Raw genomic sequence first — 26,303 nt, 5'->3', positions numbered from 1 at the left:
AGTGGACGAGAATGCACGTAGCGTGCCCGCTCCACGCTGGAGGGCGGCATCCGCCGATTGGGCGGAGGGTGGATCAGGAAACGGACAACCTCAGTGAGAGTCGGATTTCCGACAGCCGTTGCGGGGGCCCGTTTCTGTGGCTCGGCTCACCCCGTTCAGCGGCTCCCTCCGGTCGGCTGCCGTAGGTAGCTGTCGCGTCCCGCCGCAGCGAATCCGGCCACCGAGGCCGCATCCTGATTCATCATCATGTTGCAGGTGTTCGTCGTTTTCGTCATTCCCGCCGAGTTGAAGTAGATCGCTGCCTTGATCTTTGGGTGGGCCTTCAGTGCCGCCGGGAACTCCTCGAACCAGCGCCGCTTCGCGTTCGGGTCGGAGGCGTCCATGTTGGTGCCGAACTCGGCAAGCATGCGTGGCTTGCCGGTGCCGATGCCGTTCTCGTCGAGCCACCGGTAGAAGGAGCCGATGGTGGTGCTGGGACTCTTCCACAGGGTGCTGCCGTTGCAGACGTGGAAGTTGTACGGATCCCACGCCACCCAGTCGACGTAGCTGTCACCGGGGTAGAGCCCGGCGTACCGGTCGTAGTGACCGGACCAGCCCATCATCGTCCACACCCAGACCGCGTTGTCGGCCTTGGCGTTGGCGAACCGGTCGTGGATGTACCGCCAGGCCCGGACGAATTCCGCGTCGCTACCCTTGGCCGGCTCGTCCTCCGGCTCGTGGTCGAACCCGATGAAGACCGGTTGACCGATCGCACGGATCCGGCCGGCAACCGCGTCGATCGTCGAGTCGTACCGCCCGCTGTAGACGTCCTTCCAGGTCAGCACGGTGCCGGACGAGAAGATCCGGCTCTCCCAGGCGAAGAACATGAGCCGCCCGTCGCGCATCTGCTGCTGCTGGAAGGCGTCGGGGAAGGCGCCGTTGCTGCCGGTGTTCGAGAAGTCGTGGTAGCGGTGGACGATGTCGAACTGTCGACCGACCTGTTTCTCCACATCAGTGATCGACTTACCGTGGTCCCACCCGGTGGACGCGCTGGACGGCGAGTACATCCCCCACCATGCCCCGCAGGCCGGGACCAGCTTCGCCGAGACCGTTCCACACTTGTCCGACACCGGCGGCGGCGGGGACGTGGGGCTGGGCCGGGCGGATGACGGGCTCACGCTGGGCGAAACACTCGGCGAGGCCGGAGGGCGGCTGGGCGAGGCCGACGGCGTCGGCGAGACGCTGGGCGAGGCGGACGACGGTGGACGGGCACCCACGCCGTAGCTGAGCGCGAGGCGCGGACGCAGGTCGGCGCTGCGGTTCTCACCTGAGGCCCAGTAGATGCGGCTGCCCAGCCCGGCCTGCGCCAGCGACAGGGTCCAGATGCCGTTACCGGTGACCAGCCCCGAGACGTCCCACTCGTTGAATCCCTTGGCGACGCCGGTGACCGTGTCCAGCGCCGCGCCCAGCGGCGAGGGCGCCGGACGGGCCGCCCGGGCGTCCAGCCGGGACTCGTGCGCGGTCACCGTCGCGTCGAACTTCTGCCAGGCGTGCACCCGCAGCGTGGCCCGTACGTTCACCGCGTTCGCCGGCAGCGTGGTGACCAGGAAGGTGAGCACCGCCTCCCGGGCGCCACGCGGGTTGCCGTCGCAGGGCGCGGGACAGGTCGCGAGCGTCGTCTTGACGCTGTTGTCGCCGTCCTGCGGCACCATCGTGGCGGTGGTGTCGGCCACCACCGGAATCGACAGGTCGTCATCGGCGAGCAGCGGCACCATGGTCGCGCCGAGCCCCAGCACCACCGTGGTGCCGATGACGCCGAGCACCATGGCCTTACGCCGTGGGCGGCGGTGCGGGATCATGCGGTGCAGTCCGCGACTGGCCACGGATACTCCTCGTGTCTACGGCAACAACGCTGAGCAGCGTATCCGCGTACACAACAGAGCGTGCGGATGACAACCGGACCTAAGCGCGTCTTAAAACTCGGCTAAGCCGACGTTGAGGCTCGCCACTGGGCGGCGGCAGCGGCACGAGGCGATCCACCTCCCCCAAAAGGGGAACAAGGTGCCAGACATGCAGTAATGCGACATAACCGACAATTACCCTGAGTTGACATCGTTCACGGCACTTGGGAGGTTGTCAGGTGACAAAGAAGCTCAGCATCGCACTCGTCGGTACGGTGGCCCTGGCAGCGGGGTTGCTGAACGCGGCACCCGCGCAGGCGGACACCTGCCCCGAGGACACCGCCTGCGAGACCACCACCACCTTCGACGTGACGGCAGGCGATCTGGAGATCACTGTTCCGGACACCGCGGATCTCGCCAACGATGGAACTCCCGGTGGTTACGCCTACGGCTCCCTCGGCGCCGTGACAGTCACGGACGCCCGGGCCTCACTCACCCCCACCTGGACGGTGACCGTCGCCGGCGCTGACTTCACCACCGGCGGCGCGACCGCACCGGAGACCATTTCCACCGGCGACATCTACTACTTCTCCGGCAACGCCACCACGACCGAAGGTGACGGAACCTTCACCCCCGGGCAACCCGGTGTCTTCGCGCCACCGCCACCGGCAGCCGGCACCACCATCGACGGCACACCCACGGCGTTCAGCCACACCGGTGGCAGCGGCAACAACTCCGCCACCTGGGAGCCGTCGTTGACCGCCGAGATCGGCCTGAGCAAGGTGGCAGGTACCTACACCGGGACCATCAGCCACACCGTCGCCTGACGCATGGCAGCACGATCCGGTCTGGCCCGCCGCGCCGGGCTCACAGCGCTCCTTCTCATCACCGCGCTCGTCGGAACCGCGGCGGCGGCAGGTGGCCCGGACGCGTCGCGTCCGGGCCACCGGGCGGACAACGACACCCTCGGCATCAGACTGCTCGAGGTCTCGTCGAACCGCCGCGATGATCCCCGCGCCCAGTTGTACATAGTCGACCATGTCAACCCGGGCACGACAATCACCCGCCGCTTCGCGGTGTCCAACAACTCGCGCGCCACACAGAAGGTGCTCCTACGGGTCTCGACAGCGGAAATCCGGGACAACACCTTCGTGCCGTCGGCGGACCCCGATGCCAACGAACTGCCCACCTGGATCACCGTCGATCGACCCGACCTGGTCATCCCGCCACACAGCCGCGTCGAACTCACCGCCACCATCGCCGTGCCCTCGGCCGCTCCCCGAGGCGAGCGCTATGGCGTCCTCGTCGCCTCGATCGCTTCACCCACTCCCGGCACCGCCGGCAATGTGCAGATCGTCAACGGTGTCGGCGTTCGGATCTATCTCGATGTCGGACCTGGTGGCGACCCCCCGTCCGACTTCATGATCGAGCGGCTTGTCCCCGGCCGAACCGAAGACGGACACCCGATCGTCCGAGCGGACGTGCGCAACACCGGAGAGCGGGCCCTCGACATCGACGGCCAGTTGTGGCTTTCCGACACGAAGGGCAAGATCAACGCCGGCCCCTTCGAGGTGCGGCAGCGAGCCACGCTCATGCCCGGCGGGGTCGGCCAGGTGATCGTCGAAATCGACGAACAGCTGTCCAACGGGCCGTGGCACGCCAAACTCACCCTCACCAGCGGACGCATCCGGCGTACCTTCACCGGCACCTTGACGTTCCCCGACAACCAGGGAGCCTGGGGCTTGCCCGCCACGATCAGCTCACACCTGCCGCTGCTGCTCGGCATCGCCGGTGCGGTCGGCATCACCGGTGTAGCGCTCGTTCTGCTCAACCGGGCCCGACGAACCCGCCAGGGATGGCGACCGGCGTGACGCCCGCCGCTTGTCACGCTGCGGGACCGCGAGGCCCATCGGGCGCTCGACCTCCGCTCAGCCGCCCGCGCAGGCGGCGGCGAGGGCGGCGGACATCGCCGGCCGGGGAGCGGGAACGCCGGTGAACTGCTCGAACTGGCCGATCGCCTGGGCGAGAAGCAGGTCCAGGCCGGAGACGATTAGGCAACCGGCAGCCGCGGCTGAAGCGGCAAGCGGAGTCGGCCACGGGTCGTAGATGGCGTCGAAGACCACCGTTCCCGCTCGCCAGCGCACGCTGTCGGCCACCTCGTCGGCGGCGCCCTTCGGCACCGTGCTGACCACCACGTCGGTGCCGGCCAGTGGCGACAACTCGAACCGCGCAGACGCCTGCGGCCACGGCACGCTGGTCATCGTCACGCCGAGCGCGGCTGCGACCGGTTCCAGTTCGGCGAGCGCCGCCGGGCGACGGGCGATGACGGTCACCCCGGCCGCGTCCAGCCGGGCCGCCGCCGCGAGGGCCGCCCGCGCGGTACCGCCCGCGCCGAGCACGGTGACGGTGGCACCGGGGCGTACGCCCGCCTCGGTCAGCACCTCGACCATGCCGGTGACGTCGGTGTTGTCGGCGTACCAGGAGCCGTCCGGACGGCGTACCAACGTGTTGGCCGCGCCCACGGCGGCGGCGACCGGCGAGACCTCGGCGGCCACCGTGAGCGCCGCCTCCTTGCCCGGCATGGTCACCGACAACCCCGCCCACTCCGGGCCCAGGCCGGCCACCAGGGCCGGCAGCTCCGCCGCCGCGCACTCGATCCGGGTGTACGACCACCCGGTCAGGCCGGCGGCGGCGTAACCCGCGTTGTGGATCACCGGCGAGAGCGAATGCGCGATCGGCTTACCCAGCACCGCCGCCCGCTGCACCGACCCCTCACGTACTGACCCGGTCAACGTCGCTCCTCACCAGCAGACAGATCCGTCGCCTAACATCCAACAATGTCTGACAGCAGTCTGCGGCACCGCAAGGGCGAGATCACCCTCACCGTCCAGGGCCCCGACCGGCAGCCGCTCACCGACCAGGTGGTGACGGTCGCCCAGGACCGGCACGCCTTCGCCTTCGGCAACATCGGCTTCGACTTCGTCGACCTGGTCGGGGGCCCCGGCCCGGAGGGCAGCACCGATGTCGAGAGCTTCGGTGGCACCGATCGTCTGGACCTGGACCGGCTCGGTGAGCTGTGGCTGGACGTGTTCAACACCGCCACCCTGCCGTTCTACTGGGGCCGCTACGAGCCGCGACGCGGCGCACCCGACACCGAACGGCTCACCGCCACCGCGCGCTGGCTGGCCGAGCGCGGCGTCACCGTCAAGGGACACCCGCTGGTCTGGCACACCGTGCAGCCCTCGTGGCTGCTTGAGGAGGATCTCGACGAGGTCGAGCGACTGCTGCGGGCCCGGATCCGCGACCTGGTCGGCGGGTTCGCCGGCCTCATCGACACCTGGGACGCGATCAACGAGGCCGTCATCATGCCCGTCTTCGACAACGGCGACAACGCGATCACGCCGCTGGCCCGGGCGCGGGGGCGCATCCACATGGTGCGGCTGGCGTTCGAGGAGGCCCGGGCGGCCAACCCGGCGGCCACCCTGGTGCTCAACGACTTCGACCTCAGCTCGGCCTACGAGTGCCTGATCGAGGGGGTCCTCGAAGCGGGCGTACGCATCGACGCGATCGGCCTGCAGACCCACATGCACCAGGGCTACCGCGGCGAGGAGTACATGCAGCAGATGCTCGACCGGTTCGCCAGGTACGGGCTGCCGCTGCACCTGACCGAGACGACGCTGGTCTCCGGTCACCTCATGCCGCCCGAGATCGTGGATCTCAACGACTACCAGATCCCGCACTGGCCGAGCACCCCGGAGGGTGAGGCCCGGCAGGCCGAGGAGATCGAGCGGCACTACCGGCTGCTGCTCGCCCACCCGTCGGTCCAGGCCATCAACTACTGGGGGATCACCGACCACGGAGCGTGGCTCGGCGCGCCCGCCGGGCTGGTCCGCGCGGACGGCAGCCCCAAGCCGTCGTACGACGCCCTGAAAGCGCTCGTCAAGGGCGAGTGGTGGCTGCCGCCGACGGAGCTGCGCACCGACGCGGACGGCACCGTCACCGTCGCGGGTTTCCTCGGCGACTACACCGTCACCGCCGGCGACCGCACCGCGCGCTTCACCATCGACGCCGCCAACCCCACCGCGACGGTCGACCTGGCCTGACCCGACCCGGGCCCGGGAGTGCCGTAACCGGTCAGATGATGCCGGCCTCCCGGGCCTTGGCCTCGTTCTTCAGGTGATCCTGGTAGGTCTCGGCGAAGGCGGAGTTGCCTTCCTTGTCGATCGCCACGAAGAAGAGCCAGTCTCCGTTCGGCGGATCCATGGCCCCCTCGAGGGCGTCCTTGCCGGGGTTGTTGATCGGGGTGGGGATCATGCCGCGCAGCTTGCGGCTGTACGGGTTCTTGGTGTCGAGCAGCTCGTCCCGGGTCATCTCGGCCGACGTCTTCGTCTTCTGCCCGGTCAACTCCAGGTAGTAGTTGACCGTGACGTCCATCTCCAGGCAGCCGCAGTCGAAGGTGCCGGAGTAGGCCCGGTTGTAGGCGACCCGGGCGACCTTGCCGAGATCCTTCTTGGTGCCGGCCTCGGCCTGGGCGAGCGACGCCACGATCAGCGCCTCGTACGGGCTGATCCCGCCGCGTTCCTTCTGCACCCGGTCGGCGAACTCCATCTCACCGGTGACGGTGAGGAAGTGGTCGACCATCTGCTCAAGGATCTCCTTGGCGGTGGCGTCCGGCGGGATCTCGTAGGTGTCCGGAAAGAGGAAGCCCTCGATCGACTTCTTGGGCTTCTTGCCGTCGGTGCGCTTGAACCACCAGTCCGGCACGCCGAGCTTCTCCGGGTTCTTCGCGGCGGCCTCGAACTCCTTGACCGGAATCTCGGTGTGATCGCTGAGCAGCTTGAAGATGCTCTTCGCGGTGCGCCCCTCGGGGATGGTGAGCCCGTTGACGACCCGGTTCTGCGGGTCCAGCATCGCGTTCAGGGCCAGCTCGCCGCTCATCTGCTTACGCAGCTTGTAGGTGCCGGGTTGGATGTTGCGGCTGCGGGAGTTGTCGTTGGCCGCCTCGATGAACGCCTTGGTGCTCTTGACCACACCGGCGTCGTAGAGCGCCACGGCCATGTCGGCGAGGAACGCGCCCTGCGGGATCTGGACGGTCACGTCCTCGGTGCCCCCGCCGTCGTAGTCGGGCGTGACGAAGTAGCTCTGGATCCGGTCGAAGCCGTAGAAGGCGCCCCCGCCGATGCCGCCGAGCAGCACCACGGCGAGCAGCAGGGCCAGGACGGTCTTGCCCCGTCCGCCACCGGACCGACCACCCTTGCGGCGCCCCCGGCGGTGTTTGCCCTTCTCCCCCCGCTCCTGCTCATCGAACCCGAGGTCCAGATCGTCCATCATTACGTCCGCCTCCGCTGCGCATCCAGCCAGCTCTGCAGAATTTCCACCGCGGCGGCCTGGTCGACCACCGCACGTTGTCTTCTCCCCCGGACACCTCGCTCGGCAAGCCTACGACTCGCCACGACCGTGGACATCCTCTCGTCGGTGAGCGTCACCGGGACAGGACTTATCACGTCGGCCAGTAGTTGAGCGTACGCCTTCACCTGTTCGGCTGCGGGGCCAAGTTTGCCGGCGAGGTTCACCGGCAGGCCCACCACCACCTCGACGGCCTCGTGTTCGGCGACCAGCGCGGTGAGTTCGGTGAGATCCGACGGTACCGCCCCTGGCCTGGGCTTTTGTTCCCGCGCGAGGGTGACCAGCGGGGTGGCCAGGATGCCGTGCGGATCGGACCGGGAGACCCCGATCCGGACCTGCCCGACGTCCACTCCCAGGCGTACTCCCCGGGTCAGCTCACTCACGCCGTGTCACCTCCCCCGACAGACGCCGCAGGGCGGGCCGCCCCGGCCCGCCCTGATCCGCTGCGCTGACGACTCACGCGTCGGCGAGCGCCTTCTCGACCGTGAGCAGCAGTCGCGGCACCTCCGACTCGGGCAGCCCGCCGCCCTGGGCCAGCTCCGGGCTACCGCCGCCCCGACCGGAGAACGCGGCTCTGACCAGGTCGTTCGCGGCGATGCCACGACTGCGGGCGGCCGGGTTCACCGCTACCACCAGCGACGCCTTGCCGTTGGCCCGGGCGGCCACCGCGACCACTCCCGGCCGCGACGCGTCGATCCGGCCCCGGATCTCCTGGGCGAGGGTGCGTACGTCGTTGCCGGCCGCGCCCTCGGGCGCCTCGGTGCCCACGTAGGCGACGCCACGCACGTCCTTGGCCTGAGCGGCGAGCGCCGCCGCACCACCGAGCACCAGCTGCGCACGCAGCTTCTCCAGCTCCTTCTCCGCGTCGCGCAGCTGGGTGACGGTCTGCTCGACCCGATCGGCGACCTGCTCGGAGGGGACCCGGTACAGCTCGGCGAGGCGGGCCACCAGCAGGTGCTCGCGGGCCAGGAAGTTGAACGCGTCCATGCCGACGAGCGCCTCGACCCGGCGTACGCCGGACCCGATGGACGACTCGGAAAGGATCTTTACCAGGCCGAGCTGGCCGGAGCGGGCCACGTGGGTGCCGCCGCAGAGTTCGCGGGCGTAGTCACCGACCTCGACCACCCGGACCTGCTCGCCGTACTTCTCGCCGAAGAGCGCCATGGCGCCGATCCGTCGTGCCTCGTCCAGCGAGGTGACGAAGGCGTGCACCTCCAGGTCAGCCAGGAGCACCTCGTTGACCTGCTGCTCCACGTCCCGCAGCACGCTCGGAGCGACGCCGGTGGCGGTGTTGAAGTCGAACCGGAGCCGACCCGGGGCGTTCAGCGAGCCGGCCTGGGTGGCGGACTCGCCGAGGAAGTTGCGCATCGTCTGGTGCACCAGGTGGGTCGCGGTGTGGGATCGGGAGATGGCCCGCCGCCGGCTGGTGTCGATCTCGGCGTAACCGGTCTCTCCCGCCCGCACCTCGCCCCGCAGCACCCGGGCCCGGTGCACGATCAGGCCGGGGACCGGCTGCTGCACGTCGAGGACCTCGACCTGCCCCCCACCGACAGTGATCATGCCTAGGTCGGGCTGCTGGCCACCGCCCTCCGCGTAGAACGGGGTGGTGTCGAGCACCAGCTCGATCGTGTCGCCCTCGACCGCCGCCGTCCGTGGGCCGTCGGTGCCGAGCACCGCGCGAACCGTCGACTCCCGGGCCACCTCGGTGTAGCCGGTGAACGTCACCGGACCGCCCGCGTCGAGCACCGACCGGTACGCCGACAGGTCGGTGTGCCCGGTCTTGCGCGCCTGCGCGTCGGCCTTGGCGCGGGCCCGCTGGTCGGCCATCAACCGGCGAAAACCCTCCTGGTCGACCTTCAGCCCCTGCTCGGCGGCGATCTCCAGGGTCAGGTCGATCGGGAAGCCGTAGGTGTCGTGCAACTGGAACGCCTTGTCACCGGAGAGCGCCGGCTTGCCCGCCGACTTCGTCTCGGTGATCGCGGTGTCCAGGATCGTGGTGCCGGCCCGCAACGTGGCCAGGAAGGCGTCCTCCTCGGCGTACGCGTACGCCGAGATGCGGTCGAAGTCCGCCGCCAACTCCGGGTACGACGGGGCCATGCAGTCCCGCGCCACCGGAAGCAACTCGGGCAGGGCCCGCTCCTGCCAGCCGAGCAGCCGCACCGCCCGGATCGCCCGGCGCATGATCCGCCGCAGCACGTACCCACGGCCCTCGTTGGACGGGGTCACCCCGTCACCGATGAGCATCAACGCGGTACGCACGTGGTCGGCGATCACCCGCAACCGCACGTCGTCCGGGTGGGACTGGTTGGCGGCCTGACCGGACTGCGCGCCGTACCGCTTGCCGGTCAACTCCGCCGCCCGGTCCAGGATCGGCCGGACCTCGTCGATCTCGTAGAGATTGTCGACCCCCTGCAGGATCGACGCCATCCGCTCCAGGCCCATGCCGGTGTCGATGTTCTTCGCCGGCAGCTCACCCAGGATCGGGAAGTTCTCCTTGTCGGTGCCCGGACCCCGCTCGTACTGCATGAACACGAGGTTCCAGAACTCCAGGTACCGGTCCTCGTCGACCTCCGGGCCGCCCTCGGCGCCGTAGGCCGGACCCCGGTCGTAGTACAGCTCCGAGCACGGGCCACACGGGCCGGGAATGCCCATGGACCAGAAGTTGTCCTTCTTGCCCCGGCGCACGATGCGCTCCTCGGGCACCCCGGTACGACGCCAGATCTCGTACGCCTCGTCGTCGTCGAGGTAGACCGTCGCCCAGATCCGCTCCGGGTCCAGCCCGAACCCGCCGGCGTCCACGGACTTGGTGGCCAGGTCCCAGGCGAGCGGGATCGCGTTGTCCTTGAAGTAGTCACCGAACGAGAAGTTCCCGTTCATCTGGAAGAACGTCCCGTGCCGGCTGGTCTTGCCGACCTCGTCGATGTCCGGCGTCCGGATGCACTTCTGCACACTGACCGCGCGCCGGTAGGGCGGCGTCTGCTGACCCAGGAAGTAGGGAACGAACTGCACCATGCCGGCGTTGACGAACAGCAGGTTCGGGTCGCTGATGGCGGGCAGCGGAGCGGACGGCACCACGGTGTGACCGTTCGCCTCGAAATGGGCGAGATACCGCCGCTTGATCTCCGCCGTCTTCATCGCTGGTGTTCCTCCGGAAAGATCTCTCGGTCACCGATCCGCGGGTCCTCCCGCAGCTCGGCGAACTGGTCGTCGAACGCCTCGCCCTGGGCGAACGCCTCGTGGATCTCGTGCTCCCGCTCGGCCATCCCGGCACGTACGTCCGCCACGAAGCTACGCAGTTCCTCGACCAGCCCGCCAGCGGATTGCGACAGGTTGTCGGCGATACCGGCCGGGGTGTACGCGTGCGCGGCGCGGGTCGCCTTGCGTACCACCACGACACCGACAGCCAGTCCGATCCCCAGCCAGAAAAGGCGCCTCATGCTCGTACCTCCCGGTGCCGTCGGGTTCAGCGGTTCCCGCGCCGGGCGGCGCGTCGCTGAGCCTTGATGGTGTCCCGCACCTCGCGCTCAGTCTCGGCGTGCCGGCGGGTGGCGGCGGCCTTGCGCACGCCGTAGCCGAACGCGGCCACCTTGACCAGCGGGTTGGCCGCGGCCGCGGAAACCACGGTGACCAGGTTGGCGACGTTGGCGCTGATGTTCTGCGCGTGGCTGGTCATGGTGTCGACCTTGGCCAGTTGGAGGTTCACACCGTCGAGGGAGGTCTGCACCTGCTCCAACGTCACGTTGACGTTGCGGACCGTGGTGTTGACGTCGCCAAGCAGGGGCCCCGTCCGGTCGTTGATGTCATTGATCATGCGGGTGGCGGCGTCCACGGTATGCCGCAGCCGCAGGATGGGCAGCATCAGGATCAGCACCAGCATCGCGAACGCGATCGCCGCGATCAGTGCCGCGACCTCCAAAAAGCCCACGCCAGTCCTCCTCGAACAGTGTTTTCGGGGCGCAAGGTCCCCGAGCCGCACGACCGTCTCGCCCACGCCAACGTCGAGTGCCCGGCCGACGACCGGTCACCACCAGCACCTGACCCTACCGTCCGTGATGACGATCGGCTCAGGACGGTGGTGACGGCGTCAGGTCACCCAACGGGTCCTCGGTGAGTGTCGGGAAGGGATCCTCGCCGGTCAGCGACGGATCGGTGCTCGGCTGTGGCCGCGTCCGCTCGTCGTCGATGGCGTTGCGCACCTTCACCGACACCAACGAACCGGGGCAGGCCTCTGCTGCGGTGGACGGGTCGGGAGCCGGTACCACCGCGGGTTCGCCGTCCACGGGTGGCGGCACGCAGGTCCGTTCCCGTACCCACAGGTCGAGGGTGAGTTCGTCCAGCCGCCAGCAGGTGTAACTGCCCTTTTCCTCCTGCTCCGGGCAGTAGTTGGGCGTCCACCGCTGCCAACCGTCGCGGCTCAGCGCGGCCTCGTACGCCTGGGCGGTCTCGTCCGGCGAGCGGTCGGAAGTGGCGGTGCGTTCCCGCAACCGGCAGTCGAGCAGGCACCACTGGCTGCCGCTGACGTCATCGACCGGGTCGACCGAGGCCCAGGACGGCACCTCCAGTTTGTCCAGCGAGGCGAAGACCGGGTCCCGGTTCATGGTCTGCACCCCGAAGATCGCCGGGAGCACACCGAGCAGAAGCACGCTGGCCAGGACCAGGACGGCGGTGCGCAGGCGCACGTTGTCCGGCGTCTGCCGGCGCGGCTCGCCGTCGCCGGACAGGTCGCCTTCGGAACGGTCGACCTCGCCGAGGCCCGGGGCGTCGGGACGTCGCACCACCGGCTCCCCGGGCCTCGGCCCGGCCCGGTCGACCGGTGCCACGGCAGCCGCGCGGGCCACCGCCGGAGCCTCGCCGGCCGGCGTCGCGGGCACCGGTGGCACACCGGAGGGTTCCGGGCGCGCCGGGTTCCGATGCGGCGGGGCCGCCCGGCCGGTGAGCCGGTCCTCCGGACGCACCGGCGCGCCCGCCCGAGCCGTGACCGGCGAACCGGCTGGTCCGGTGGGGACGCCCCGGGCGATGTCGGCGGGCGGGCCGGCGTCCGGCCGCTGTGGGCCAGCGTCCGGCCGGACCGCGCCACGGGCAGGTCCCGGCGGCGGTCCACCCGGACGAGCGGGCGCGCCGTCAGGCCGCGCCGCACCACGCGGCGGCACCGCAGGCACACCGTCAGGCCGCGCCGCACCACGCGGCGGCACCGCAGGCACACCGTCAGGCCGCGCCGCACCACGCGGCGGGCCACCGGGTGGGCCGTCGGGTCGGGCGACCGGACCGGTGCCGCCGATCCGCGGCAGGGCGCCGGCCCGTCCGGTCGGCTCGGGTCCACCCGCCACGGGTGCCTGGCCCGGTATGGGAGTGGTACGGCCACGGCCGGTGGGTGGCCCGTCGGCGCGGCGGGCGGGGCCGACGCCCGGACGTTCCGGGCCCGGCTCGACACCGCGTCCGTCGGTCGGTGCGACTCCCGCCCGACCGGGCGGGCCGGCGGCGTCCACGCCACGTCGCTCGCCGACCGTCGGCGTACCGCCGGAGGCAGTGCCGACCACACGTCCGGACGGCGCGCCGGGCGGTGCGGCGGGTCGCTTGCTGATCGTCGGCAACGCCGGGTCCGTGTGGTGCGGCCGTCCGGCCTGCCGGAGCCAGTCGGCCGGCCGCTCCGGCCGTCCGGCCCTGCCCTCGCCCGGCCGACCGGCGGGAGGCGTCTGGGTGCCGGCACCGGCCACCCCGTGCCGTCCGGACGGCTCCTCGTCTGCGGGACGCCGGCCCCGAGGTGGTGCGTCGTCCGCATCGGCCGTGCGGCGTCCCCGCGGCGGCTCGACCGGCCCGTCCGCGGGCCGCTGACCGAACGGCGGCGGTGCGGGGACCGTTCGACGACCGGACGTCGCGTCGGCGGTTGCGTCCGGACCGGCAGGACCGGACGCGACCCGGCGATCCCGGTCCGCAGCCGTCGGAACGACCGGCTCGCTCCGCCCGGTGGGTGCGGTACGAGTGGGTCCAGCGGTCGGGGGGCCGGAGGGTACGCCGGGGATCGGTGGCGCGTTGCCGGACAGCGGCACCACGGGCCGCTGCTGCTCCGGCTCGGCGGCCCGCCGCCGACCGGCGCGCTGACCATCGGCCGGAGCGGCGCCCGGCCGACCGGCGGCGGGCATCATGCCTGGCGCCCCCGAACCGGGGGTGGTGGCCGGTCCGGGCCGCTCGGAACCCCGCGGACCGACGGGATCCGGTGCGGCGCGTCGGGCGGCCAGCGGGGGCGTCGGGTCCGGACCACCGGGTGGGGGTGCTCCTACCGGAGCGTCGGCCACCCGAGGTCGGCCCAGCCCGGGGATTCGACGCTGCCCGGGTGGGCCCGATCCGGGCCCTACGGGCGCACCTGACACCGGCCGACCGGGGCCGTTCGGCGCACCGGATACCGGGCCGGCCTCCGGAACTGGTCCGGTCGGGCCACCCGGAACCGGCTCACCGGGATGTGGTCGCCGGGCGGTCGGCCCGGCGACACCGGGCTGCGGTGGCCAGCCTGCCGGCGGGTTGTTCGGCGCACCGGGCTCGTGGCGGCCACTGGCCGGCGACGGCGGGGGCGTCGGTGGTCGTTCCCGTCCGACGGGTGGCGGGCCGGCAGGCGGCCGGGTAACCGGGGTGCCCGGCCAGGGACCGCCGACCGGACGCGTTCGTGGCGGTTCGGCCGGTCCGCGTCCGGGCGGTACCGGCCCGTCCGGCCCGGGAAGACTGCCCGGTACTGGACCGGGTCGTACAGGCGGCTCCTGACCGGGACGCACCGGCCCGCTCCGCGCTCCGGCGGGCGGCTCGACGGCCACGCCGTCGGGGCCCAGCTCGCCACGTTGCTGCTTGGCCGACCGCAGGTCGTCGATCCAGCCGAGATCCTCGCCGGCACCCGGTTCCTCCGGGGCGGGCTCGGATCTGCCCCGACCCCAGCGCCGGCCCTTGCCGCGTCGCGCGTCCGGGCCTTCGTCCGGTCGGTCCGACGAATTCACTGTTGACCCCTCCCGTCGGCGCTCGCGCCGACCTCTTCGGCCACCTGGGCGTCCGGGGCCGTACGACGGTCTCCGTCGTCTCCCCCGGACGATGTCGGCGTGTCCGGCCGACCGCCCTTCGCCGGCTCGTCCGTGCGGGCAGGGGTGGGCAGCCCGCGGACGATCCGGCGCAGCAACGGCAGCCGGCCGGCCACCGATCGCTCCGCACCGTGCTGGCTCGGCCGGTAGTAGTCGGTGCCGACCAGGTCGTCGGGCACGTACTGCTGGGTGACCACGCCCCGCTGGTCGTCGTGCGGGTAGCGGTAGCCGATGCCGTGCCCGAGGCCCCGGGCACCGGAGTAGTGGGCATCGCGCAGACCCCGGGGCACCGCCCCACCCCGTCCGGCCCGCACGTCGGCGATCGCCGCCCCGATGGCGGTGGTCGCCGAGTTGGACTTGGGCGCGGTGGCCAGGTGGATCACGGCCTGGGCCAGATTGAGCTGCGCCTCGGGCAAGCCGACGTACTCCACGGCGTGAGCCGCAGCGGTCGCCACACCGAGCGCGCCCGGGTCGGCCATGCCGACGTCCTCGCTGGCGAAGATGACCAACCGCCGGGCGATGAATCTGGCGTCCTCACCAGCGACCAGCATCCGGGCCAGCCAGTGCAGCGCGGCGTCCACGTCGGAACCACGCATGCTCTTGATGAAGGCACTGGTGACGTCGTAGTGGGCGTCCCCCGCCCGGTCGTAGCGGACGGCCGCGGTGTCCACCGCACGTTCGGCGGTGGCCAGGTCGATCTGGTCCTTGCCCAGCGCGGTCGTCGAGGCGGCCGCCGCCTCCAACGCCGTCAGCGCCTTGCGGACGTCCCCGCCGGCCAACCGGACCAGGTGCTCCTCGGCCTCGGACGCGAGGGTGAGCGCCCCGGCCAGGCCACGCTCGTCGACCAGCGCGCGGCGCAACAACCCGCGCACCGCCTCGTCGTCGAGGGGTCGCAGAGTGAGCAGCACACAACGGGAGAGCAGCGGGGAGATGACCGAGAAGTACGGGTTCTCGGTGGTGGCCGCCAGCAGCGTGACCGTGCGGTCCTCCACGGCGGCGAGCAGCGAGTCCTGCTGGGTCTTGCTGAACCTGTGCACCTCGTCGATGAAGAGCACCGTGGGCGGGCCACCCGAGCGTCGCTGTCGCCGGGCCGTGTCGATCACCGCACGGACGTCCTTCACCCCGGCGGTCAGCGCGGACATGGCGACGAACCGTCGGTCCGTGGCGGCGGCGACGAGATGGGCGATCGTGGTCTTGCCACTGCCCGGCGGCCCCCACAGGATGACCGACATCGGCGCGTTGCCGACCACCAGCTGCCGCAGGGGCGCACCCGGGCTGAGCAGGTGCTCCTGACCGACCAACTCGTCCAGATCGGCCGGGCGCATCCGGACCGGCAGCGGCGCGTCCGACCCGACCGGGGTGAAGCCGCCGACACCACCGGAACCCGCCTGCGCACGGGGTGCTGCGGCGGGTTCACCGAGGGTGAAGAGGGCGTCGGACTCCATCACGAGAACAGTACCGGGCTCGGCTGGCAAGGCCGGAATCGCGCCGCCAGCCGAGCCCGGGATGATCGTTTCCGGTCAGCCACGTCCCGGCCGACGGCCCCGGTACCAGCGACCACCTCCGCCGCCCGGGCCACGGCCGACACCGGCCAGGTAGAGCGAGAGCAGCAGCAGACCGATCAGAACCAGGGTGTTCCAGTTGAAGAGATCCGGGGCACCGAGTTTGGTGTCCAGCAGGTCGAGCAAGAGGGCGAAGCCGAAAACCACGGCTGCGGCGATGGCGAGCATGACGTTCCTCCGGTGGGGGTGCCAGTAGGTCGGCGCGGGATGTACCCGATCGGTCGGCTCGCCAATCTCCACGGTGGATCACCTGGCCTGCCCGGGGCCCGGTTCTGTCGACCCTCATCGGCTGCGGCGACCACCGGCGTGATCCACAGGGCAGGGCCTACGCTGATGACATGATCATCGCCGACGAGGTCCTTGACGGGCGGGACGCCGTCCTGGCCGCCACGGGCCACCACCCGTTCGTCCGGCACTCGCTGCCCCGTCATGAGCCGGCGCGGGGCTGGCGACGTGCCGACGCCGTGTGTTGGCTCCTCGCCGGCGAGATCGGGCCGATCGGTGGCGTGATCGGAGCGCCGGCCACGGCGATCGACCTGGTCAGCGAGTTGGCAGCGCAGCGGCGGTTCGCCGCCGGACGCTGGGTTCACCTGCCCCGCACCGATCCCGCGCCGATCTGGCCGGCCGTGGCCGAGCACGAGGACTGGGACTTTCTCTGGGCGACCGGCGCGCCGCCGAGGCAGCCCGGCCAGGAGCGCGTGGTCCGGCTGACCGAGGCGGACCATCCGGCCCTCGACGCACTGATCGACGAGGCGTTTCCGACCAGCACCGCCCGCCCCGGTAACCCGCAGGTGCTCGACTGGTACGGCATCCGCGACGGCGACGAGCTGATCGCCTGCGGCGCCGACCGGACCCGGGGCGAGGTCGGTTTCCTCGCCGGGCTGACGGTGGCGCCGCGGCACCGGGGTCGTGGTCTGGGTGCGGCGCTCACCGCCGGCATGACGCGGGCGTTGCTGACCCGGTACGACATGGTCGCGCTGGGCGTCTACCCCAGCAACACCGCGGCGGCCCGGCTCTACCGGCGGCTCGGCTACACCGGCATGTTCCCGCTCACCTCGGTCCGCTTCGCCTGATCCGCGGACGGCCCGCTCCCTGCCCGGCCTGACTGATCCGCGGTCGGGCCGCCCTCTGCCCGATCGGTGGACGGGGTGCTCCCTGCCCGGCCTGCCTGATCGGTGGCGACCGAACCGGCGGCCCGGTCGGCCCGCCAGGCGGGCAGGTAGAGCGGCGCGGCGACCGCCAGCGCGACCGCGCCGACCAGCATCGCCGTGCTCACCCCGGCCCGGTCACCGATGAGGCCGAGCAGCACGCCGCCGAGCGCGCCGGCCGGCAGGGCGACCATCGAGTTCACCGAGATCACGCTGGTGCGGTACGGGCCGTCGACCTGCCGGTGCAGCAGCCCCATGTGCAGCGGATTCGACGCGCCGTGTACGGCGTAACAGGCGAAGAAGGCGATCAGCACCCCGACCGGGCCGGCCAGCAACGCCATCCCGACCACGGTGACACCCTGCACGATCCGCAGCAGCGCGGCGCCGGGCGCGGCACCGAGCCACCGGATGAGCAGCGGGGTCAACGCCGCGCCGCCGGCCGAGGCGAGCCAGGCCACCGTGCTGGCCGGGCCGAGCAGGGCGGCGGCCCGGTCGGCGTCGCCGATCACCTCGGCCAGCCGGACCGGCAGCAGGCTCTCGAAGGTGACCATGCCGAAGCCCCAGAACAACTCGACCGCGACCAGGGCGAGCAGCACCCGGGAGCGACGCAGCAGGCCGAACGCCTCGCCGACCATGCGCGGAGCGTTGCGGACCGACGCCCGCACCGCACCAGGCCCGTTGGCCGGTCGCCGTTCCACCATCAGGGTCAGCAGGCCCACCAGCGCGACTGCCTGTAGGCCCACGGCGGCCACCACCGGCAGGGTCAGGGCACTGAGCGGACCCAGCGGACCGAGCGCGACCAGGCCACCGCTGAGCAGGGCGCCGGCCGCGATACTCAGGCCGAGCACGGTGCCGCCCTGACCGAGCCCCGTCTCGTACGCGGCGTCCGGGTCGACGGCGAGAGTGCTGTCGACGTACCAGGATTCGAGGGGGCCGCTGTCCAGGGCACGGAACACACCCTGCAAGGCCCAGACCGCCGCCAGCAGGGCGAACGAGTCCGCCACCACCAGCAGGGCCAGCGAGGCGAGGCCGATCACACTGGCCACCACCAGCACCGGCCTGCGGCCCAACGCGTCGGCGAACCCACCGGTCGGCAGCTCCAGGGCGAGCACCACCACGCCCTGGGCGGCCACGGCCAGGCCGATCTGGGTCAACGTCAGGCCCCGCTCCTGCATGAGCAGGATGAACACCGGGATCAGCAGGCCGGTCGGCAGCCAGCGCAGACCGTGCAGGACCAGGAACCGACGCCGGATCTGGCGTACGGTGAGGGCACTCATCGGGCGGTCGCCACGTACGGGAAGCCGGCGATGAACAGGATGACCTGCTCGGCGTCGGGCTCGGCGGGTGCGTCGGAGTCGCGGTACCGCTTCAGCACCGCCCACAGCTCGTCGTGGAGGGCCCGCAACTGGGCGGGCGACAGGGTCAGCAGCGCGTCGCTGAAGTCGACCGCCTCGCGCCACTCGCGTGGCCGCTCGTGCTGCACGGCGATCCACCGCTGGGCGAACTCGGCCATGAGTCGTAGGTGATTGCCCTGCACCCAGTCCGATGCGGCACGGGCCTCCGGGTCGTCCTCGAAGTCCGTCGTCTGCCATGAACTGACGTCATGAGCGGCACGCCAGAACCGCCGCCGTCCGCCACCCTCGGCCGGCTCCTCGACGACCAAACCCACCTCGGCGAGCTGCCGCAGGTGGTAACTCGTCGCCCCGGTGTTGGTGTCCAGCTCGGCGGCGAGGTCGGTCGCGGTGGCCGGCCCGCTCACGCGGAGCGCACCGAGCAGCCGAGCGCGCAGCGGATGGGCCAGCGCCCGGATCTGCGCCGCGTTGACGTTGACGACGCTCGGCTTCGCTCTGGCGGACTCCATGGATACACAATATCTATGCACAGTTTGTTTGCACAAGTTCTGTGCATGGTTGGTGCTCCGGGTGAACTCAGGCGAACAGCTCGGAGACGCCGCGCAGCCGGATGCGGAGCAGGTCGGCAGCACGGGAGGAGTCGAGGCGTACCTCGGTGGGGCGCACCACACCGGCGGCGGCCCCGGTGGTGATCTTCAGGCCTACCGGGTCGATGCCCTCCCGCCGGGCCACCAGCAGACCCAGCTCCGCCCGGCTGACCGCGTCGGGACCCGCCACGTTGAGCGGCCCGGCGACATCGGAGTCCACCAGTTCCAGCACGGCGGCGGCGAGGTCGCCGACGTCGATCGGGCAGCGCCGCTCATCGGTGAACAGGGTCGCCCGACCGGCCAGGGCGTCCCGGCAGAGCTGGATCTGTTTGCTCCCCTCCCCCAGGATCAGCGAGGTACGCACCAGCACGGCGGTCGGATCGATCCCCCGCACCGCCGTCTCGGCGGCGGCCTTCGCCGCGCCGTACGGGAAGATCGGCGTGGGCGGGTCGTCGTCGGCGTACGCCTCGGGTCGCCCGGCGTGCAGCGCATCGCTGGAGATGTGCACCAGGCGCGCCCCCACCCGGGCGGCGGCATGCGCGACGTGGGCCGCCCCGTCGGCGGTGACCGCCCAGTCGCCGTACCGGTAGGAGGTGGCGACCACGGCGTCCGGGCGTACCTCCGCGACCAGATGCACCACCGCGGACCGATCGGTCACGTCCAGCCGACGCACCTCGACGCCCGGCACCGGGACGTCACCCGAATGGCACGTCCCCACCACCGGCCATCCGGCGGCAACCCCCTGCCGGCAGACTTCCCGCCCCAGAAATCCACTCCCACCCACCACCAACACCCGCACAGTCCGCCTCCCCCACGTCCACGTTCCGCAGAGTTGACCAAGAAGTTCGCGTCACCGAAAGACCCCGATCACGACGCAAACTTCTTGATCAACGCGGAGGGCGGGTCGGCCGGGTGGGTCAGGTGGGGTCGGCTACCGGGGCGGCGGGGCCGGCGGTGCCGGTGTGGGGGGCCGCCTGGGGCTTGGGCTTGGCGTCGATGCCGGCCTCGGTGCGCTGCTGGGCGGTGATCGGGGTGGGGGCACCGGTCAACGGGTCGAAGCCACCCCGGGTCTTCGGGAAGGCGATCACCTCGCGGATCGAGTCGGCGCCGGCGAGCAGCATGCAGACCCGGTCCCAACCGAACGCGATACCGCCGTGCGGCGGCGGGCCGTAGCTGAACGCCTCCAGCAGGAAGCCGAACTTGTCCTGCGCCTCCTCGGGCGTGATGCCGAGCAGGTCGAAGACCCGCTGCTGCACGTCACGCCGGTGGATACGGATCGAGCCGCCGCCGATCTCGTTGCCGTTGCAGACGATGTCGTACGCGTACGCCAAGGCCCGGTCCGGGGCCTCCTCGAACCGGTCCACCCACTCGGAGTTCGGCGAGGTGAACGGGTGGTGCACGGCGGTCCACCCACCCTCGTCCGTCTTCTCGAACATCGGCGCGTCGACCACCCAGCAGAACGCCCAGGCGTTCTCGTCGATCAGGCCGGCCCGCCGCGCGATCTCGATCCGGGCCGCACCGAGCAGCTCCTGTGCCTCACGGGTCTGCCCGCTGGCGGCGAAGAAGATCGCGTCGCCCGGCTTCGCGCCGACCGCGTCGGCCAGTCCGGACAGATGCTCGGCCGACAGGTTCTTCGCCACCGGCCCACGCGCCTCGCCGGTCTCCGCGTCGAGCACCACGTACGCCAGGCCCTTGGCGCCACGCGCCTTGGCCCAGTCCTGCCAGCCGTCCAGTTCCTTGCGGCTCTGCGACGCGCCACCGGGCATCACCACGGCGCCGACGTAGCCGCCCGCGTCGATCGCTGCGGCGAAGACCCGGAACTGGGTGCCGCGCAGGTAGTCGGTCAGCTCGGTCAGCTCGACGCCGTAGCGCAGGTCCGGCTTGTCCGAACCGTACCGGGCCATCGCGTCGTGCCAGGTGATGCGCGGGATCGGCCGGGGGATCTGGTAGCCGGCCAGATCGGACCAGAGGGCGGCGACGATCGCCTCACCGAGATCGATCACGTCGTCCTCGGTGACGAAGGACATCTCGATGTCGAGCTGGGTGAACTCCGGCTGCCGGTCGGCGCGGAAGTCCTCGTCGCGGTAGCAGCGGGCGATCTGGTAGTAACGCTCCATACCGCCGACCATCAGCAGCTGCTTGAACAGCTGCGGCGACTGCGGCAGCGCGTACCAGCTGCCCGGTTGCAGGCGCACCGGGACCAGGAAGTCGCGTGCCCCCTCCGGCGTGGACCGGGTCAGCGTCGGGGTTTCGATCTCCAGGAAGTCCCGCTCGTGCAGCACCGAGCGGGCCAACTGGTTGGCCCGCGACCGCAGCCGCATCGCCCGGGCCGGGCCGCCGCGACGCAGGTCGAGGTAGCGGTACTTGAGCCGGACGTCGTCGCCCGCCACCACCTGGTCGTCGACCGGCAACGGCAGTGGCGCGGCCTCGGAGAGCACCTCCAGCTGCGCCGCCGTCACCTCGATCTCACCGGTGGGCAGCTCCGGGTTCTCGTTGCCCTCGGGCCGCCGGGTGACCTCACCGACCACGGTGACGCAATACTCGTTACGCAGCGCGTGCGCGTCCTCCTCGCGGAGGACCACCTGCACCACGCCCGAGCTGTCGCGCAGGTCGACGAAGATGACACCGCCGTGGTCGCGCCGGCGGGCCACCCACCCGGCCAACGTCACCGTGGTGCCGGCGTCCGTCGCGCGCAGGCTGCCGGCGTCATGGGTACGGATCACGACGTGCGTCTCCCTCGTCTGCTCAACGTCTGTGCTCCCGCATTCTGCCCCGCCCCGTTCCCCGGGTGTAAGGAAGGGCCCCTTGTTAACGCCTGCGGTAGAGGAAGGGGCCCTTCCTAACACCAGGTCGGGCTGACGTTTGCGGGAGCGGTTGAGCAGGACCGGCGAGCGCCCCACCTCGGGCGTCAGTCCGTCCGTCAGCGGGTACGGCTCACGGAGACGACCATCGGGTCCACGGAGTAGCGGCGTGCCACGTCGTCGGCGTCACCAGCGGTGGCACCGGGATCGAAGAGCACCTCGAAGCAGGGCGGACCCGACTCGGTCAGTCCGAAGCCAGCGATCGCGTGCCGGGGGTCGAAGCGGCGGCCCTCGCGCACCAGCTCGTCGAGGGCCTCCTCCGACGCCACGCAGACCGTCACCTCGGGCGACCCACCACTCCAGGCCAGGGCTGGAGCCGATACGCCGATGGTGAGCAGGAGGGCCACCGCCACACCGGTCACGGTCGCCCGACCGATCGCCGGTCGACTCGTCGGCAGGGCCACCGCGCCGAGGGCGGTCAGGGCGTACACCCACAGCGCCCGCTTGTCCGCCGTGTCGTACAGGGCCAGAGCCACGATACCGGCGCCGATGGCGTAGGTGACCAGGGCGATCAGCCGGAACTCAGGCTCGCCGACCACTGCCGCTGGTATCGCCGCGAGCGCGCCGAGCAGCAGGAGCAGCCCGACGAACCAGGAGGGGCTCCACTCGCGACGCGCGTCCACGACGAGCAGCAGCCACGTGAACAGCTGTCCAGCCACGACGACCAGCGGGCGCAGCTGCGCCAGGAATCGTACGACCATTGAATGACCGTACGTGATGGCACCGAAGCCGAACAGAGTGCGGGCCGCCGGAGGAGGAATCCGGCGGCCCGCGGGCAGAGAAAACTCTCCCGTACGCAGGGATCAGTACACGCTGACGCCGTAGCGGCTCAGCACCGGCATGATCGGCTGGAAGTAGGTGGTGCCACCGGTGGAGCAGTTGCCGCTGCCGCCGGAGGTCAGGCCGAGCGCGGTGCCGCCGCTGAACAGCGAGCCGCCGCTGTCACCGGGCTGGGCGCAGATGTTGGTGCGGATCAGGCCGCGCACCTGGCCCTCGGCGTAGTTGACGGTGGCGTTGAGCGCGGTCACCGAGCCGCTGCGCAGACCGGTCGTGCTGCCCGAGCGCTGCGCCGACTGTCCGACGTACGCGTTGGCGGCGCCGGTGATGTCGCGGAAGCTGCCGTTGTAGAGGGAGACGTTGCCCGGCTGCACGGTGCTCTGGTTGCTGTAGCGCACGATGCCGTAGTCGCTGCCCGGGAAGACGCTGCCGGTACGGGAGCCGAGCAGCGAGGTCTGGCCCGAGTTGCTGTACCAGTTCGCGGCGATGTTGGTGCAGTGCCCGGCGGTGACGAAGTAGTAGGTGCTGCCGGCCCGGACGTTGAAGCCGAGCGAGCAGCGCCCGCCGCCCTGGGCGTAGATGGCCTGGCCACCCGAGATGCGGGTGCTCAGCACCCCGGCCTCGGCCTCGATGCGCACCGCGCCGTTGGTGCGCGCGGCAGCGGCCTTGACCCGCTCCAGCTTGGCGCCGGTCACCGTGCTGTCCACGGAGACGACGACCTGGTTGGTGGCCGGGTCGACCCACCACGCGGTGCCGGGGACAGCGGCCGAGCGGTCCAGCTCGGCGGTGGCGCGGTTCAGCTCCTTGGCGCCGCGCTTGACCACCTTGGGGGTGGCACCGGCGGCGGCCACCTGGCGGGCGGCGACGGCGTCGGTGACGGCGACGACCATCTTGCCGGCGGCGTCGGCGTAGGCACCGGCGGCGCGGTCACCGAGACGCTCGGCGAGAGCGGCGGCGGCGTCGGGTGAGGCGGATCCGGGTGCCGCCTGCGCGGGCGCGCCGGCCAGCAGGCCGCCGACCAGGGTTCCGGCCGCAGCGACGGTGACGACTCGACGCAGCATTGACCTTGTGGGTCGCATGTAACAGCCTCCCGTTTGGGGGTTGAGGGCCCTGTCATGCCGACAGGAGCGGGGGCAACTCGGCCACCTGGGGAAATGGCCAAGCGAGGGAAAGTATTCACATATTTAAGATCGTAAGCAAGACCCCTGTTTGCCCGAATTCACCCGCCGGCCCCAGGTAACTCCAGCGCAACATTGTGGACACAGAAAGTCATCTATACGCTCCGGTAACCGCCGCTGTCCGGCACCCGTGAACCGGAGGCCACCATGACCCTCGTCCGACGTACGCTGGCCACCCTCGCCGGCGTCACCGCCCTCGTCCTGCTCGTCACCAGCCCCGCGACGGCCGACCCCGGCCCACCGCCCACCTCGATGGCCAGCCTCGGCGACTCCATCACCCGTGGCTTCAACGCCTGCGGGTGGTACGTCGACTGCACCAGCCGTTCGTTCAGCACCGGCGACGACGCCACCGTCAACGGTCACTACCTGCGTATCCGCCGGATCGCCCCGGCCATCAACGGACGCAACCACAACGCCGCCCGCACCGGCGCGAAGTCGGCCGACCTGTACGGCCAGGCCGGCACCGCGATCAGCCAGGGCGTCGGCTACGTGACGATCCTGATCGGCGCGAACGACGCCTGCACCGGCTCGGAGTCGACGATGACCTCACCGGCGACCTTCCGCGCCAACATCGACTCAGCGTTGAACCGGCTGAAGACGGGCCTGCCGAACGCCAAGATCTTCGTGATCAGCATCCCGGACGTGCACCGGCTCTGGTCGGTCGGCAAGGGCAGCGCCAGCGCCCGTACCGCCTGGTCGGTCTTTGGCATCTGCCAGTCCATCCTGGTCAACCCGACCTCCACCGCCCAGGCGGACGTCGACCGGCGCAACCGGGTCCGCCAGCGGGTGATCGACTTCAACGGTCAGCTCGCGGCGGCCTGCGCCGCGTACGGGTCGAACTGCCGGTACGACGGCAACGCGGTCTTCGGTTACCCGTTCACCCTCGCCCAGCTCTCCGGCTGGGACTACTTCCACCCCAACACCACCGGCCAGCAGGTCCTGGCCAGCGTCTCCTACCCCGCCGGCTTCGCCTGGTAGCCCGCCCGGTCACCCCCGCGATCTCGCCGCCTGCGTCGCGTCACGCCGCCGTACCCCCACGGCGGCCGACGACGGGCGAGATCGCGGGGGCACGGACTCAGCTCACCAGTGGCTTGAGGTCCTCGCGGGGAGGGTTCCACTCCCCCGCCGAGGCGGGGACCTGCTCGCCGGAACGGATGTCCTTGACCTCGTCCGCGGCGCCGTCCACACCCGGGAACCAGACGTACGGGATGCCCCGGCGCTCCGCGTACCGAATCTGCTTGCCGAACTTGGCCGCGCTCGGCGACACCTCGGTCGGGATGCCCCGGGAACGCAGCGCCTCGGCAACCGAGTTGCTGGCCGTCCTCAGATCCTCGTTGGTCACCGCGACCAGCACACAGGTCGGCACCTCCCGCGACACCGACAGCGCGCCCGCGTTGAAGAGCAGACCGAGCAGCCGGGTCACCCCGATCGAGATGCCTACCCCGGGAAAGCGGACGTTTCCGGCGCTGGCCAGGTTGTCGTACCGCCCGCCGGAGCAGATCGAGCCGAACCGCTCGTACCCGATCATCTGCGTCTCGTAGACGGTGCCGGTGTAGTAGTCCAGACCGCGAGCGATGCGCAGGTCCGCCACGCAGAGGCCGGGCGAGTGCGCCGCTGCGGTCTCCACCACCCGGACCAACTCCTCGACGCCCTCGTCGAGCAGCGGGTGACTCACCCCGAGCGCCCGTACCGCGTCGGCGAAGGAGGCGTCCGGCGCGGAGATCTCGGCCAGCGCCAGGCACGCCTTGGCCTGCGCCTCACTCGCCCCCGCCGTGGTCGTCAGCAGCTCCGCCACCCCGGCCGGGCCGATCTTGTCGAGCTTGTCGACCGCCCGCAGCGCCGCCTCCGGATCGGTCAGCCCGATACCCCGGTAGAAGCCCTCGCAGATCTTGCGGGTGTTGACCTGGATGCGTACCGGCGGGATCGGCAACGAACGCAGCGCGTCGCCGATGACCAGCGGCATCTCCGCCTCGTGCTGCGGCGCGAGGGTGTCCCGGTCGACGATGTCGATGTCGGCCTGGAGGAACTCGCGGTAGCGCCCCTCCTGCGGTCGCTCGCCGCGCCAGACCTTCTGGATCTGGTAGCGGCGGAACGGGAAGTTGAGCGTGCCGGCGTTCTCCAGCACGTACCGGGCGAACGGCACGGTCAGGTCGAAGTGCAGGCCGAGGGTGTCGTCCCCGGCCGGGCCGTCCGGGTCGCCGTGCAGTCGCCGGACCACGTAGACCTCCTTGGAGGTCTCCCCCTTGCGCAGCAGCTGGTCCAACGGCTCGACGGCCCGGGTCTCCAGCGGCGCGAATCCGTACAGCTCGAAGGTGGCGCGGATCCGGTCGAGCACGAACTGCTCGATCATCCGCTGGGCGGGCGTCCACTCCGGGAAACCGGAGATGGGCGTGGGCTTGCTCATGGCGTACTCCCTCGGCAGCCGCGTCGCGGCGCGGCAGGGTCTGGTGGCGATCCCGCGCGATCGGGCGCGGTGAGTTTTCGGTACGCGACC

At 71.2% G+C, this 26,303-nt stretch carries 22 protein-coding genes; 5 read left to right on the top strand and 17 right to left on the bottom strand.

Annotated features, from left to right (window positions below; translation table 11 throughout):
- Positions 1 to 155: 155 nt before the first annotated feature.
- Entirely contained in the window at positions 156 to 1,862 is a 1,707-nt protein-coding gene (locus tag Vlu01_RS16655) for a glycosyl hydrolase (RefSeq protein WP_204000223.1), read from the bottom strand.
- Positions 1,863 to 2,119: 257 nt separating this feature from the next.
- Here Vlu01_RS16655 and Vlu01_RS16650 point away from each other — a divergent pair, with 257 nt between their 5' ends.
- Both Vlu01_RS16650 and Vlu01_RS16645 read left to right on the top strand, forming a co-directional pair.
- Complete coding sequence (locus tag Vlu01_RS16650) at positions 2,120 to 2,707, top strand: hypothetical protein (protein ID WP_204000221.1); 588 nt, start codon at positions 2,120 to 2,122, stop codon at positions 2,705 to 2,707.
- Between the two features lie 3 nt (positions 2,708 to 2,710).
- Positions 2,711 to 3,751: a hypothetical protein gene (locus Vlu01_RS16645; protein WP_204000219.1), complete on the top strand. Its 1,041-nt coding sequence runs from the start codon at positions 2,711 to 2,713 to the stop codon at positions 3,749 to 3,751.
- 57 nt (positions 3,752 to 3,808) lie between these two features.
- Here the strand turns inward: Vlu01_RS16645 and Vlu01_RS16640 are convergent, their stop codons facing one another.
- Complete coding sequence (locus tag Vlu01_RS16640; RefSeq protein WP_275409356.1) at positions 3,809 to 4,672, bottom strand: shikimate dehydrogenase; 864 nt, start codon at positions 4,670 to 4,672, stop codon at positions 3,809 to 3,811.
- A gap of 45 nt (positions 4,673 to 4,717) precedes the next feature.
- Between Vlu01_RS16640 and Vlu01_RS16635 the strand changes: the two genes are divergently transcribed.
- Positions 4,718 to 5,983 carry an endo-1,4-beta-xylanase gene (locus Vlu01_RS16635; RefSeq protein ID WP_204000217.1) on the top strand — a complete coding sequence of 422 codons (1,266 nt, stop codon included), beginning with the start codon at positions 4,718 to 4,720 and terminating at the stop codon, positions 5,981 to 5,983.
- Between the two features lie 31 nt (positions 5,984 to 6,014).
- On the opposite strand, the gene mltG is transcribed toward Vlu01_RS16635, so the two are convergent.
- The 8 genes from mltG to Vlu01_RS16595 form a co-directional block, all read right to left on the bottom strand.
- The gene (mltG, locus tag Vlu01_RS16630; RefSeq protein WP_204000215.1) at positions 6,015 to 7,211 is read right to left on the bottom strand and encodes an endolytic transglycosylase MltG; all 1,197 of its coding nucleotides are present in this window, start codon (positions 7,209 to 7,211) and stop codon (positions 6,015 to 6,017) included.
- Positions 7,211 to 7,669 carry a Holliday junction resolvase RuvX gene (gene ruvX, locus Vlu01_RS16625; protein ID WP_204000213.1) on the bottom strand — a complete coding sequence of 153 codons (459 nt, stop codon included), beginning with the start codon at positions 7,667 to 7,669 and terminating at the stop codon, positions 7,211 to 7,213. Before ruvX ends, mltG begins: the two co-directional genes overlap by 1 nt.
- A 73-nt stretch (positions 7,670 to 7,742) precedes the next feature.
- On the bottom strand, positions 7,743 to 10,421 hold the full coding sequence (gene alaS, locus Vlu01_RS16620; RefSeq protein WP_204000211.1) for an alanine--tRNA ligase: 2,679 nt from the start codon (positions 10,419 to 10,421) through the stop codon (positions 7,743 to 7,745).
- Entirely contained in the window at positions 10,418 to 10,723 is a 306-nt protein-coding gene (locus tag Vlu01_RS16615) for a hypothetical protein (RefSeq protein ID WP_099846514.1), read from the bottom strand. Before Vlu01_RS16615 ends, alaS begins: the two co-directional genes overlap by 4 nt.
- A 26-nt stretch (positions 10,724 to 10,749) precedes the next feature.
- On the bottom strand, positions 10,750 to 11,211 hold the full coding sequence (locus Vlu01_RS16610) for a DUF948 domain-containing protein (protein ID WP_204000209.1): 462 nt from the start codon (positions 11,209 to 11,211) through the stop codon (positions 10,750 to 10,752).
- 139 nt (positions 11,212 to 11,350) lie between these two features.
- Positions 11,351 to 12,007, bottom strand: coding sequence for a hypothetical protein (locus Vlu01_RS16605; RefSeq protein ID WP_204000426.1), 657 nt, complete (start codon positions 12,005 to 12,007; stop codon positions 11,351 to 11,353).
- Between the two features lie 2,255 nt (positions 12,008 to 14,262).
- Complete coding sequence (locus tag Vlu01_RS16600) at positions 14,263 to 15,789, bottom strand: replication-associated recombination protein A (RefSeq protein ID WP_204000207.1); 1,527 nt, start codon at positions 15,787 to 15,789, stop codon at positions 14,263 to 14,265.
- A gap of 75 nt (positions 15,790 to 15,864) precedes the next feature.
- A complete protein-coding gene (locus Vlu01_RS16595; protein ID WP_093404409.1) occupies positions 15,865 to 16,074 on the bottom strand; it encodes a hypothetical protein in 210 nt (69 codons plus the stop codon).
- Between the two features lie 170 nt (positions 16,075 to 16,244).
- Between Vlu01_RS16595 and Vlu01_RS16590 the strand changes: the two genes are divergently transcribed.
- Positions 16,245 to 16,979, top strand: coding sequence for a GNAT family N-acetyltransferase (locus tag Vlu01_RS16590; RefSeq protein WP_204000205.1), 735 nt, complete (start codon positions 16,245 to 16,247; stop codon positions 16,977 to 16,979).
- Here Vlu01_RS16590 and Vlu01_RS16585 read toward each other — a convergent pair.
- The 6 genes from Vlu01_RS16585 to Vlu01_RS16560 form a co-directional block, all read right to left on the bottom strand.
- Complete coding sequence (locus Vlu01_RS16585; protein WP_204000203.1) at positions 16,937 to 18,331, bottom strand: MFS transporter; 1,395 nt, start codon at positions 18,329 to 18,331, stop codon at positions 16,937 to 16,939. The genes Vlu01_RS16590 and Vlu01_RS16585 overlap by 43 nt on opposite strands.
- A complete protein-coding gene (locus tag Vlu01_RS16580; RefSeq protein ID WP_204000201.1) occupies positions 18,328 to 18,915 on the bottom strand; it encodes an ArsR/SmtB family transcription factor in 588 nt (195 codons plus the stop codon). The genes Vlu01_RS16585 and Vlu01_RS16580 overlap by 4 nt, the downstream gene beginning before the upstream one ends.
- 67 nt (positions 18,916 to 18,982) lie before the next feature.
- On the bottom strand, positions 18,983 to 19,792 hold the full coding sequence (locus tag Vlu01_RS16575; protein ID WP_204000198.1) for an SDR family oxidoreductase: 810 nt from the start codon (positions 19,790 to 19,792) through the stop codon (positions 18,983 to 18,985).
- A 118-nt stretch (positions 19,793 to 19,910) separates the two neighbouring features.
- Positions 19,911 to 21,716 (bottom strand): aspartate--tRNA ligase, encoded by a 1,806-nt coding sequence (gene aspS, locus Vlu01_RS16570; RefSeq protein WP_204000195.1) that lies wholly within the window; start codon positions 21,714 to 21,716, stop codon positions 19,911 to 19,913.
- 197 nt (positions 21,717 to 21,913) lie between these two features.
- Positions 21,914 to 22,555 carry a hypothetical protein gene (locus Vlu01_RS16565; protein WP_204000192.1) on the bottom strand — a complete coding sequence of 214 codons (642 nt, stop codon included), beginning with the start codon at positions 22,553 to 22,555 and terminating at the stop codon, positions 21,914 to 21,916.
- Positions 22,556 to 22,657: 102 nt separating this feature from the next.
- A complete protein-coding gene (locus Vlu01_RS16560) occupies positions 22,658 to 23,710 on the bottom strand; it encodes a S1 family peptidase (RefSeq protein WP_204000189.1) in 1,053 nt (350 codons plus the stop codon).
- Between the two features lie 246 nt (positions 23,711 to 23,956).
- On the opposite strand from Vlu01_RS16560, the gene Vlu01_RS16555 reads away from it, so the two are divergent.
- On the top strand, positions 23,957 to 24,787 hold the full coding sequence (locus Vlu01_RS16555; protein ID WP_204000186.1) for an SGNH/GDSL hydrolase family protein: 831 nt from the start codon (positions 23,957 to 23,959) through the stop codon (positions 24,785 to 24,787).
- Between the two features lie 97 nt (positions 24,788 to 24,884).
- On the opposite strand, the gene hisS is transcribed toward Vlu01_RS16555, so the two are convergent.
- Positions 24,885 to 26,213, bottom strand: coding sequence for a histidine--tRNA ligase (hisS, locus tag Vlu01_RS16550; protein WP_204000183.1), 1,329 nt, complete (start codon positions 26,211 to 26,213; stop codon positions 24,885 to 24,887).
- Positions 26,214 to 26,303: the final 90 nt, after the last annotated feature.

This window comes from Micromonospora lutea (genome assembly GCF_016863535.1).
Classification (GTDB): Bacteria; Actinomycetota; Actinomycetes; order Mycobacteriales; family Micromonosporaceae; genus Micromonospora; species Micromonospora lutea.
This window is presented reverse-complemented; position numbering and strand designations above follow the sequence as displayed.

Bases quoted from the DNA above. Each gene is read 5' to 3' on its own strand.
- Vlu01_RS16560 (WP_204000189.1), bottom strand. From the start codon at position 23,710: ATGCGACCCACAAGGTCAATGCTGCGTCGAGTCGTCACCGTCGCTGCG.
- hisS (WP_204000183.1), bottom strand. From the start codon at position 26,213: ATGAGCAAGCCCACGCCCATCTCCGGTTTCCCGGAGTGGACGCCCGCC.
- Vlu01_RS16615 (WP_099846514.1), bottom strand. From the start codon at position 10,723: ATGAGGCGCCTTTTCTGGCTGGGGATCGGACTGGCTGTCGGTGTCGTG.
- Vlu01_RS16595 (WP_093404409.1), bottom strand. From the start codon at position 16,074: ATGCTCGCCATCGCCGCAGCCGTGGTTTTCGGCTTCGCCCTCTTGCTC.
- Vlu01_RS16580 (WP_204000201.1), bottom strand. From the start codon at position 18,915: ATGGAGTCCGCCAGAGCGAAGCCGAGCGTCGTCAACGTCAACGCGGCG.
- Vlu01_RS16600 (WP_204000207.1), bottom strand. From the start codon at position 15,789: ATGGAGTCCGACGCCCTCTTCACCCTCGGTGAACCCGCCGCAGCACCC.
- Vlu01_RS16555 (WP_204000186.1), top strand. From the start codon at position 23,957: ATGACCCTCGTCCGACGTACGCTGGCCACCCTCGCCGGCGTCACCGCC.
- mltG (WP_204000215.1), bottom strand. From the start codon at position 7,211: ATGATGGACGATCTGGACCTCGGGTTCGATGAGCAGGAGCGGGGGGAG.
- Vlu01_RS16565 (WP_204000192.1), bottom strand. From the start codon at position 22,555: ATGGTCGTACGATTCCTGGCGCAGCTGCGCCCGCTGGTCGTCGTGGCT.
- Vlu01_RS16645 (WP_204000219.1), top strand. From the start codon at position 2,711: ATGGCAGCACGATCCGGTCTGGCCCGCCGCGCCGGGCTCACAGCGCTC.
- Vlu01_RS16635 (WP_204000217.1), top strand. From the start codon at position 4,718: ATGTCTGACAGCAGTCTGCGGCACCGCAAGGGCGAGATCACCCTCACC.
- alaS (WP_204000211.1), bottom strand. From the start codon at position 10,421: ATGAAGACGGCGGAGATCAAGCGGCGGTATCTCGCCCATTTCGAGGCG.
- Vlu01_RS16590 (WP_204000205.1), top strand. From the start codon at position 16,245: ATGATCATCGCCGACGAGGTCCTTGACGGGCGGGACGCCGTCCTGGCC.
- Vlu01_RS16585 (WP_204000203.1), bottom strand. From the start codon at position 18,331: ATGAGTGCCCTCACCGTACGCCAGATCCGGCGTCGGTTCCTGGTCCTG.